General features: G+C 44.2%; 6 protein-coding genes, 1 tRNA gene and 1 pseudogene. 3 read left to right on the top strand and 5 right to left on the bottom strand.

Annotation, left to right across the window (positions count from 1 at the left end):
- Nucleotides 1-270: 270 nt before the first annotated feature.
- From cpcD to rlmN, 4 genes and pseudogenes are all read right to left on the bottom strand, one after another.
- Nucleotides 271-495, bottom strand: a complete 225-nt coding sequence (gene cpcD, locus BGL89_RS00510) for a rod-capping linker protein CpcD (RefSeq protein WP_158201012.1) — start codon at nt 493-495, stop codon at nt 271-273.
- Nucleotides 496-583: 88 nt separating this feature from the next.
- Nucleotides 584-723: pseudogene (locus tag BGL89_RS00505) on the bottom strand (dual-specificity RNA methyltransferase RlmN); the annotation flags it as partial.
- Nucleotides 724-811: 88 nt separating this feature from the next.
- Nucleotides 812-1,372: a hypothetical protein gene (locus tag BGL89_RS00500; RefSeq protein ID WP_286823673.1), complete on the bottom strand. Its 561-nt coding sequence runs from the start codon at nt 1,370-1,372 to the stop codon at nt 812-814.
- 282 nt (nt 1,373-1,654) lie between these two features.
- On the bottom strand, nt 1,655-2,668 hold the full coding sequence (rlmN, locus tag BGL89_RS00495) for a dual-specificity RNA methyltransferase RlmN (protein ID WP_286823672.1): 1,014 nt from the start codon (nt 2,666-2,668) through the stop codon (nt 1,655-1,657).
- Nucleotides 2,669-3,118: 450 nt separating this feature from the next.
- Here rlmN and rimK point away from each other — a divergent pair, with 450 nt between their 5' ends.
- On the top strand, nt 3,119-4,024 hold the full coding sequence (gene rimK / locus BGL89_RS00490) for a 30S ribosomal protein S6--L-glutamate ligase (protein WP_286823671.1): 906 nt from the start codon (nt 3,119-3,121) through the stop codon (nt 4,022-4,024).
- Nucleotides 4,025-4,157: 133 nt separating this feature from the next.
- Here rimK and BGL89_RS00485 read toward each other — a convergent pair whose 3' ends face one another.
- Nucleotides 4,158-5,213, bottom strand: a complete 1,056-nt coding sequence (locus BGL89_RS00485; RefSeq protein ID WP_286823670.1) for an ABC transporter ATP-binding protein — start codon at nt 5,211-5,213, stop codon at nt 4,158-4,160.
- Between the two features lie 123 nt (nt 5,214-5,336).
- On the opposite strand from BGL89_RS00485, the gene BGL89_RS00480 reads away from it, so the two are divergent.
- Nucleotides 5,337-6,017 carry a nucleoside phosphorylase-I family protein gene (locus BGL89_RS00480; protein WP_286823669.1) on the top strand — a complete coding sequence of 227 codons (681 nt, stop codon included), beginning with the start codon at nt 5,337-5,339 and terminating at the stop codon, nt 6,015-6,017.
- Between the two features lie 54 nt (nt 6,018-6,071).
- Nucleotides 6,072-6,153, top strand: a tRNA-Leu gene (locus BGL89_RS00475).
- The last annotated feature ends 176 nt before the right edge of the window (nt 6,154-6,329 follow it).

Below are 6,329 nucleotides of genomic sequence, written 5' to 3'. Positions count from 1 at the left end.
CGGTAAATATCAAGGTCGCCGGAGGACATTCGGAGACTTTAAACGGACGGGTCGGAAAGCGTAAGACTTCTGTTAAAGAAGCAGCATCCCGGGTCGCGTCAACCCCGTTGACGCGACCACCCTAAAAAAGTGGCGTGGTGAGGAATCGCCGTCCGTTTTACGGCGGCGAGGATGTCAAGCTACTTTTCCCTATTTATGCTAAAAATCCCCCTAGGTTGCCTGATGAGGACAAGAGCGGGGGAGAGATATTACCGATAATTATTTTTTCAACTACTGGGCTGCAGCTGCGTTTAAGGGTTTAATGCTGACGATGCGAGCGCCTAAACGGGTAATCCGACGCATTTCTTGATTCATGCGGCTATAGGGAACGGTTAAAAAGACACTGCCACTCTTACGGATAGAATAATCTAGGTTATCAGTCTTGTCATTTTGACTCAAACCGACAACTTCATAGACAAAAAGGCGATTTTCTTTGGCACTAGAGAGACTTTGCATCGAAATGGCTCCTACATTGATGTTATAGTTCTCTAGTTTAGCCTAGCAGCGAGACTAGCAATCTAGTTAATGGCCGATTGACGGTTGTTTATTTTACCATGACGCTCGATCGCAATTGTCCACAGGCCGCATCGGCCGCTAAACCTCTTTTTCCTGTTCTAAAATAGTTTTAAAAGCCTTAATTCTCTTTTGATCAGGCCGTTGATAATCCACCTCTTGAATAGGATTAAGTGATCGCTGTTAATTGTTTGAAGATAAGCCTGCTGATAAGTCGCAACGCTACCACCTTGATCTAGTGTAGTCGATTGATGTTGTCCTACTTATCATCCTTGATGATTTCTCGCAGGTCTTGCTCGAAGTGAATGTGGGTAATGTACACCCCTTTAGGGGTCTGTAAAGTGACAAATTCTACAAACAAAGAATCTTGTTCGTGCTGAAGTTTCAGGAAAAAACGTCTTAAAAACTTATTCTGGGGATAGATAAGTTCTTGCAGGAAAATAGATTGTTTACAAGGTCCACTAGCTTGATTGTGTTGTTTGAGAATTTTTTTCAGTTTCAAACGGGATTCCTCCCAGATATGGACATCTCTTCTAGCTTGTTCGGCCGATTCAAAAAAATCCTCATGATCCTTGGCGAATTTAATCACGCTATCTGCCCACACATCAACTGCACCACCAGTATTGCCCGCTAGATACAGTTCCAATCCTTGACGAACAGGCATGGGAAGTTGTGCCATCTCCTCATCATCAATTATGATCGAGGTGGGTGTGGTTGATTCTTTGCTAACGAGTAGCGGTTGACTATAACATACCCGAGGAAAACAATTAAAAACCGCTAAAGTTCCTAAAGCTGCAATTGCTAATATTTTACTTTTCATGATCCTTACCCCCGAACTCGAAGAAATTACCAATAGTCGAGTTGCTGTGGCTGACAAATACTAAAATTTACCTCTCTGAAAAAATTCCGCAACAGGATAACCAAAACCGCTAGTTAAAGAAGCATACTTAACAGTCATTCGCCCTACTGTTGAGATGCTACTCGATAACCCTCCAGATGCCGATTAAATTTTACAATTATTAACAAACAACACAGCCAACACTCCTCTGTTACTCTAATTATAACAGAGAAAACTGATGGTAGAGTAGTGAACAAATTAAGTTTATTTGACCATGACGCTCGATCGCAATTGTCCACAGGCCGCATCGGCCGCTAACCCTCTGGAATAACGGACAGTAACGGCGACTTTTTCCTGTTCTAAAATAGTTTTAAAAGCCCTGATTCTTTTTTCATCAGGCCGTTGATAATCCACCTCTTGAATAGGATTATAGGGGATGAGATTGACGTGGGATTGAAAACCTTTCACCAGTTTGACTAATTCCCTTGCGTGTTCGGGTAAATCATTCACTCCCGCTAAAAGAATGTATTCAAATGTCACCCTTCGTCCCGTGATTTGAACGTATTCCTGACAGTCTTGGATCAGATGACTTAGGGTATAATGATCGGCACTGGGGATTAATTTAGCTCGAACTTGTTGATTAGAAGCATGGAGACTAACAGCAAAAGTTACTTGTAAATTATGGGCCGCTAGTTGCTTGATTTTATGGGGTAATCCCACGGTAGAAATCGTTAAACAACGCTGACCGATACCCACATCTTTATTAAGGGAATGAATCGCTGTCACCACTTCGGGGATATTTAATAAAGGTTCCCCCATCCCCATAAACACCACATGACTAACTCGCTGCTGAAAATCCTCCTGTACTGTTAACACTTGGTCAACGATTTCATAAGCTTTTAAATTACGAGTAAAACCCCCTTTTCCCGTGGCACAAAAATCACAGGCCATCGGGCAACCCACTTGCGAAGAAACACAGACTGTCAATCTTTTTTCACTAGGAATTCCCACCGCTTCAATAATTAAACCATCCGCCAGTTTTAGCAGATATTTACGAGTGCGATCGGGTGCTACACTGCGATAATGTATAAGGGAACGACCAATAGGATAGTCTGCCATCTTGCTGCGCCATTCTTGGGGAAATACGGAAATATCCGCCAAAGAATGCACCCCTTTTTCATATAGCCATTGGTGTAATTGTTTACCCCGATAAGCGGGTTGTCCCTGGTCTTTTACCCAGTCGGTCAGTTCCTCTAAAGATTTCGCTAGTAAAGTCATGGTTTTCTTCATCGATCACCTTATCATTCTAACCGATCGATCATCCCTAGGAGCAAAACCGTAACAAAATTGTATTTATTAATTGACATCTTTTCCCTTTACTCCTTCTCTAGTCTTTGTTAGTCAATTAAATCCTTAAAACTATAACTTAAACTTAGCCTGACGACAAAAACCAATCTAGTCTTAAGTAGTCGTGCAAAATTAATTTCCTAGTGAAGATAGGCAAGAGGCAAGAGGTGGTTAGATATGTGTAATTAATTTTGCTTAGGTTCTTAAGCTTGATCTTTTTTACTTTTCATTTAACCCAACTGTTCAAAGGGAACTGTCAGCGCCATAATAATCGATGGACTTCGATCGAGAGGAGAAATTTTATGAGTTGCCGGCCAAAAAAGCCAATATGGGGGAATAACGAGCTATTCAGTTTTAAAAGCAATATTTAAGCGAAAATTTATGAAAATCGCTATTTTATCGCAAGACGCTTCTCTTTACTCGACCAAGCGACTGAAAGAAGCGGGAGAGGCCCAAGGTCATGAGGTACGAGTGATCAATTATTTGCGCTGTTACATGAACATCACCTCCCATAAACCCACGGTTGTCTATAACGGTAAACCCTTGGAGAGTTTCGACGCGATTATCCCCCGCATTGCTGCCTCAAAAACCTTCTATGGAACCGCAGTCGTCCGACAATTCGAGGTGATGAATGTTTTTACTACCAACGACTCGCAAGCAATTTCTCGGTCGCGGGATAAATTGCGTTGTCTGCAAATCCTCGCTCGGGAAGGGATAGGCCTACCGGTGACGGGAATTGCTCACGCAACCCAAGATATCGATGGTTTAATCGAAACCGTCGGCGGCACCCCTCTAGTGATTAAATTATTAGAGGGAACCCAAGGTATTGGGGTAGTCTTAGCGGAAACCGACCAAGCAGCCAAGTCAGTTATTGAAGCTTTTCGGCAATTAGAGGCTAATATTCTAGTACAAGAGTATATTAAAGAGGCCAGTGGGGCAGATCTGCGCTGTTTTGTCATCGATGGAAAAGTGGTAGCCTCGATGAAGCGACAGGGGGCCGAAGGGGATTTTCGTTCTAATCTTCACCGCGGAGGTAAGGCAGAAAAGGTAAAATTAACGCCAGAGGAACGCAGTACGGCTATACGGGCCACTAAAGCCATGGGTTTACGGGTTGCGGGTGTGGACTTATTACGGTCCAATCACGGGCCTGTGGTTATCGAGGTGAATTCCTCCCCCGGTTTGGAAGGAATAGAAGCGGCCACCGGTGTTGATGTGGCTAAAAAAATTATTGATTTTGTCGCTAAAAATGCCACCCTAGTCCTAAATAGCGATCGATATCAATATTAGCTGGAGAGACCGATCAGGATTCAGGAGTCAGTCCCGATGAAAAAATTTTCACCACCAGAGATGAAAGAGGTTTCCTTCCCTACACCCCACACCCCACACCCCACACCCCTTAAACAGGATTTAGTATCAGTTATCAGTCGGCAAATACACGGACGCTATCGGGAATAATCGATAGTTTTACCTTTGTACCGATGTCTAATTGGGTGTTAATCGTTGTTCTAGCGTGGATTTGGCTGCCGGTGGCCGTTAGCAGACAATAACGGTATTCCCGTCCCAAAAATTGGCGATCGCAAATAACCAGATCTCCCGTCTCATCCGGTTTAATTTTGACATCTTCCTCTCTGAGCATCAATTCCCCTTTGTCCAAATCTTGACCATCGGGAATTTCCCAGACTCCTATCTCGGTTTGCCATTGTTCCCCCTCCCGTCTAGCGGGGAGAAAATTCGCTTGGGTGACAAACTCGGCCACAAATCGCGAGGCCGGATGACTATAAATTGCTTCGGGATTGTTAATTTGTTCTAATTTTCCTTGACAAATGACTGCAATTGTGTCACTGATCACCATTGCTTCCTCCCGGTCGTGGGTGACAAAAATGGCCGAGATACCGGTCGCTTTCAGGATATGACGGATCTCGTGCCGTAACCGTTGCCGTACCTGCACATCGAGATTGCTTAAAGGTTCATCTAAGAGGATTAAAGAGGGTTTTGGGGCTAAAGCGCGGGCGAGGGCGACTCTTTGCTGTTGTCCTCCCGATAGCTGATGGGGATAACGTTTTTCTAGTCCTTGCAGTCCGACTAAATCCAAAGTTTCCGCCACCCTAGCGTTAATAGCTTTGCTCGATAATTTCTCCCCAGAATTTTTTAACCCGAAGGCGATATTTTCAGCGATAGTTAAATGGGGAAAAAGAGCGTAATCCTGAAAAACCATGCCCGTATTGCGTTTTTCCGGGGGAATAAAGGTTTTTTCGTCGGCAACTATTCGCCCTCCCAATTCAATCACTCCTTGAGATGGTTTTTCAAATCCCGCAATCATCCGGAGTAGAGTGGTTTTACCGCAGCCCGACGGGCCCAATAATCCGAGAATTTCGCCCTCTGTTAAACTAAAACTGATATTATCGACAGCTAGATTAGTAGAAGCGGGAAAACGCTTGTTAACCTCGGATAAACGCAGAATTACAGACTTTTTCATGGTGGGAAAGACAATCGCCCAGTCAGTGGCAGGGCCATTTACTTAAGAATTATTCCTAATTAGTTCACTATTATTGTTTATAACATCTCAATGGACTAATTAGGAAACTTTCTCAAAAATTTCATGCTCACACCTGAAGATATTATTCTCGTTCCCCGGGGGGCCGAGCATAGCTCAATCCGTCGAGGATTAAGAAACATCGGCGATTTAGCCCCGCAAATTATCCCGATTAACCTTGGCGCTCCAGAATTCCTCGACAGTTCCCCAGTCTCTAAGCTATCTCTAGAGTTTCTTAATAAGCTCAAAGGAAAAATTGTGCTGATGGGATTAGCGGGCAGTCTCAGCGATCGCTATCGAGTCGGAGATGGGGTAATCTATCAAGGTTGTGGCCCAGAAAAGGGGAATTATTGGCAGTGCGAACCAGAAATAACCGCAGAAATCGCCCAATTAACCGGATATAGCCTCGTTAAAGGTTTAACCAGCGATCGCCTGATTAGCCAGTCCGAGGAAAAACGACGTTTAGGACAGGGGGGCTATGAGGTGGTCGATATGGAAGGAGCAAGGATTTTAGAGGCTTTATCGGGGCAAAAAGTGGCAATTGTGCGCGTGATTAGCGACGAGGTGACGCAGGATTTACCCGATTTAGCCCCGGCAATTGATAATCAAGGTCAGCTGCTACCATTGCCCCTAGCTCGACAAATGTTAATCCGTCCCATCCCGGCCTTCCATTTGATTCAAGGTTCCCTAAAAGGTTTATCCGTACTAACTCAGGTGGTGCGAAAGTTGTGCGGCAGTAATTTTTAAAAGTTGCTTGCAGATTATTTTTTTTCTGTGCTATACTGGTTAAGCTAAAATCAAGCGGATGTGGTGGAACTGGTAGACACGCACGTTTGAGGGGCGTGTGGCTTACGCCTTGCGAGTTCGAGTCTCGCCATCCGCATAGACTTTTATCTGCCCTCTGACAAGAATTGCCCTTGTCACCTTGAATGTCGGCAGGATGCCCCCGTTACACCCGTAGGGTTAGCGGTAGGGCTGTTTCATTCTCCCATCAGAATATCAAAAGTAAAAGCGATCACTGTCTTTGTAAAATGAGAAGTGACCGCCAACTTTTAAAAT

Origin of the sequence: Microcystis sp. LSC13-02 (assembly GCA_002282935.1) — a bacterium.
Taxonomy (GTDB): Bacteria; Cyanobacteriota; Cyanobacteriia; order Cyanobacteriales; family Microcystaceae; genus Microcystis.
Note: the sequence above shows the minus strand (reverse complement) of the source record. Positions and strands in the feature narration are given on the sequence as shown.

Bases quoted from the DNA above. Each gene is read 5' to 3' on its own strand.
- BGL89_RS00500 (WP_286823673.1), bottom strand. From the start codon at position 1,372: ATGAAAAGTAAAATATTAGCAATTGCAGCTTTAGGAACTTTAGCGGTT.
- BGL89_RS00480 (WP_286823669.1), top strand. From the start codon at position 5,337: ATGCTCACACCTGAAGATATTATTCTCGTTCCCCGGGGGGCCGAGCAT.
- BGL89_RS00485 (WP_286823670.1), bottom strand. From the start codon at position 5,213: ATGAAAAAGTCTGTAATTCTGCGTTTATCCGAGGTTAACAAGCGTTTT.
- rimK (WP_286823671.1), top strand. From the start codon at position 3,119: ATGAAAATCGCTATTTTATCGCAAGACGCTTCTCTTTACTCGACCAAG.
- cpcD (WP_158201012.1), bottom strand. From the start codon at position 495: ATGCAAAGTCTCTCTAGTGCCAAAGAAAATCGCCTTTTTGTCTATGAA.
- rlmN (WP_286823672.1), bottom strand. From the start codon at position 2,668: ATGACTTTACTAGCGAAATCTTTAGAGGAACTGACCGACTGGGTAAAA.